Genomic DNA, 3,183 nt, shown 5'->3' on the forward strand with positions numbered 1-3,183 from the left:
CCCCCGCCCCCACCGGCACCATCGACGTCATCGNCGAGGNNCTCGTCGACCTGGTCCAACGCGACGACGGCCGTTTCGACGCCGTCCCCGGCGGAGCGCCGGCGAACGTGGCGGTCGGTCTGGCGCGGCTCGGCGTCGACTGCCGGTTCCTCGGGAGGTTCGGCGCCGACGCGTTCGGGCCGCTGTCCCGCGCTCGCCTCGCCGACGCCGGCGTGCGCCTAGATGCGGCCGTGGACACCGACCGGCTGTCGACCATGGCGGTCGTCGCCCTTTCTCCGCAGGGGACGCCCGAGTACTCCTTCTACCTGGAGGGGACCGCCGACTGGGGTTGGACGCTCGACGAACTTCCCCCCGACGATCCCGACGCGATCCACGTCGGCTCGCTCGCGGCGGCCGTCGATCCGGCGCGGACGGTCATCTCCCGGCATGTCCATCGCCTCGCCGCAGCGGGCACCACGACCGTCAGCTGCGACCCGAACGTGCGGCCGAAGCTCGGCTTCGACCATCGCTCCGAGACCGCCAGAATCGTCGACCTGGCCGGGGCGTCACACCTGGTCAAGGTCAGTGACGAGGACCTGGCCTGGCTGTACCCGGGCGAACCGGTCGCCGTCGTCGTCGCACGGTGGCGCCGCGACGGCGTTGACGCTCAGATCATCGTGACGCTCGGCGCGGCGGGATCGGTGTTGTACCGGCCGAACGGCGCCGTCGTTCGCGTCGAGGCGAAACCGGTGACCGTCGTGGACACGATCGGCGCGGGCGACGCGTTCTGTTCGGCGACGCTCGCCGCGCTCTCCGACGCGGACGCCCTCGGCACAGCCCCGAAGGCGCGGTTGGCGGCGCTGTCGGACGGTGATTGGGCGCGGATCCTGGCCGCGGCGTCGCGGGCCGCCGAGCTGACGTGTTCCCGGCCGGGCGCCGACCCTCCGTCTTGGCCGGAATGGGAGGCGTGTCGCTGACGATGCGCCGTTCGCGCGGGTCCGGCGCTCTAGGGTGGACGGATACAACGGGACGAACGCGCGGAGGGGGAAGTCGTGGTTCCTATGGTGCGGCTGAACGATGGGCACGAGATGCCCACGGTGGGGCTGGGGACGTATCCGATGGGGGACGTCGAGGCGTCCCACGCGGTTCTCACGGCCTTGCAGAACGGCTATCGGCTGATCGACACCGCCACCCGGTACGGGAATGAAACCGGTGTGGGGCAAGCCATTCGTGAGTCGGGGGTGCCACGCGAGGAGATCTTCCTGACGACGAAGCTGCCCGGTGCCGATCAGGGTTACGAGTCGACGGTCGAGTCGTTCGAGGCCGCTCGGCAGCGGCTCGACGTCGAATACGTCGACCTGTACCTGATCCACTGGCCGCTGCCGCGCGTCGACCACTACGTCGAGTCCTTCGAGGCGATGCTGCGGCTTCAGGAGGACGGGCTGATCCGGTCGGTCGGGGTCTCGAACTTCGCGGCGGAGCATCTGCGGCGGGTCATCGACGGGACGGGGGTGGTGCCCGTCGTCAATCAGATCGAGCTGCACCCGGCGTTCAACCAGGCGATGATGCGCGAGGTCAACGCCGACCTCGGCATCGTCACACAGGCGTGGAGTCCGCTGGGGCGGGGGACCGATCTGCTCGATCACCCGACGGTGACGGCGATCGCCGACGCGCACGGGGTCACGGCGGCGCAGGTGATCCTGCGCTGGGAGGTTCAACTGGGCGCCGTCCCGATCCCGAAGTCGGGTGACGCGGACCGGCAGGCGGCGAACCTCGACATCTTCGGCTTCAGCCTGACCGATGAGGAGATGACCGCCGTGATGGCCATGGAGTCGGGCCGGATCGGCGGCGATCCGGACAGCCACGAGGAGTTCTGAAACTCATGGGCGGCAGATCATCCGGTCGATGCCTCGTCGGCGTCGACTGTTAAGGTCCCTGTCTTGTGAGCTTGCGATCGTGCGCGTTGACGCCTGAGATCATCACCGGAATGGCCGCCCTCGCAGAGCTGCCAGAGTGGACGGCCGACGCGTTGGACGGCGTAGTCGATCGCACCGGATGGCTACCGCAACGCGACAGTCGCAGCCAGGCCGATCCCGACCACACGGTCGTCTTCGCAGAACCGGAGTTCGCGGGCGATCACCGGTGGGCGTACGTGTCGACGGCGCTGTATTACGAGCCCGACCCGGAGGACGAGCCGGAGGACGACGAACTGGCGCAACCATCGGACGCCTGGAACGCGTGGGCGCTGAACGCGACCGCCGACCGTGCCGCCTTCGACGCCGAGTGGAACGCGCACCGCGACGCGATCACGGCCGTCCTCGGCCGCGCTCCCGCCACGACCGTCACGGAACCCGAGTTCGGTTGGCGCGCAGCGCTATGGCCGTGCGGCGAGCACGCCCTGGCGTTCGCCCAGACGGAGGACTTCGACTCGTACTCGCTGTTCGACATGGCGGCGCTGTGGGTGTGTCGACGCCCGACCACTCCGCCGGAACCGTCCCCCGATGACGCGTACCGGTGGATGAGGGAGTTCCCGGCGATCCTCGCGGCGGCCGGGAACTGAGAGGCTCCGGCAATGGAGCAAGCGGGTCCCTGACACGTCGCCTGGCTTCGTTGTCGGCACTTCCGCATCCCGGTGTCGGATGGGGAAGCGCCTCCGCTTCGCCTCGGATGGTCGGGAACCCCCGCAACTCCGCCGGAACCTCTCCGCCCCCGAACCGGGAGACCTTGTCCGGTGTTCGTGGGGTCAGGCCCGGTAGACCTGATCCTCGACGACGGTCACCCGCACCTCGGTGAGTCCCGTCGTCGCGGGGTCCTTCACGACGGAGCCGTCCTCAATGGAGAAACGGGAATCGTGTAGGGCGCAGGCCATCACGCCGTCCTTCGGCGCACCGACGACACCACCCTGATGGGGGCACGTCGGATCGAACGCCTTGAACGTTCCCTCCTTCGGCTGCACGAGGATGACGCCGTCGACGACGATGCCACCGCCAACGGGAACATCCGCGACGGCCGCCAGCGCCTCGCCGCCGGTCGGATCCGTCGCCGAGGGGTCGGAGGCCGGAGTGTCGCTGGGGTCGTCGGTCGGTTCGTCCGTCCCGGAGCAGGCGGCGAGTGCCGCGGCGATCGACAGGCCTCCCGCTCCACAGAAAACGGCACGGCGGGTGGCGGTGGTGGGGGTGAGCGACATTGGTGGCTCCTTCTCGG

The 3,183-nt window shown here is 69.6% G+C and carries 4 protein-coding genes; 3 read left to right on the forward strand and 1 reads right to left on the reverse strand.

All coding sequences use genetic code 11. The features are described 5' to 3' along the window. Positions 1–50 precede the first annotated feature (50 nt). The 3 genes from ACM9NP_RS23860 (at position 51) to ACM9NP_RS23870 (ending at position 2,539) form a co-directional block, all read left to right on the forward strand. Positions 51–956, forward strand: a complete 906-nt coding sequence (locus ACM9NP_RS23860) for a carbohydrate kinase family protein (RefSeq protein WP_415649026.1) — start codon at positions 51–53, stop codon at positions 954–956. 84 nt (positions 957–1,040) lie between these two features. Continuing rightward, entirely contained in the window at positions 1,041–1,856 is an 816-nt protein-coding gene (locus ACM9NP_RS23865) for an aldo/keto reductase (RefSeq protein WP_415649027.1), read from the forward strand. A gap of 65 nt (positions 1,857–1,921) precedes the next feature. Then, positions 1,922–2,539 carry a hypothetical protein gene (locus ACM9NP_RS23870; RefSeq protein WP_415649024.1) on the forward strand — a complete coding sequence of 206 codons (618 nt, stop codon included), beginning with the start codon at positions 1,922–1,924 and terminating at the stop codon, positions 2,537–2,539. Between the two features lie 183 nt (positions 2,540–2,722). Here ACM9NP_RS23870 and ACM9NP_RS23875 read toward each other — a convergent pair. After that, on the reverse strand, positions 2,723–3,183 hold a 461-nt coding region (locus tag ACM9NP_RS23875), incomplete at its 5' end, for a Rieske (2Fe-2S) protein (protein ID WP_415649025.1).

Origin of the sequence: Stackebrandtia soli, assembly GCF_965137155.1 — a bacterium.
Taxonomy (GTDB): Bacteria; Actinomycetota; Actinomycetes; order Mycobacteriales; family Micromonosporaceae; genus Stackebrandtia; species Stackebrandtia soli.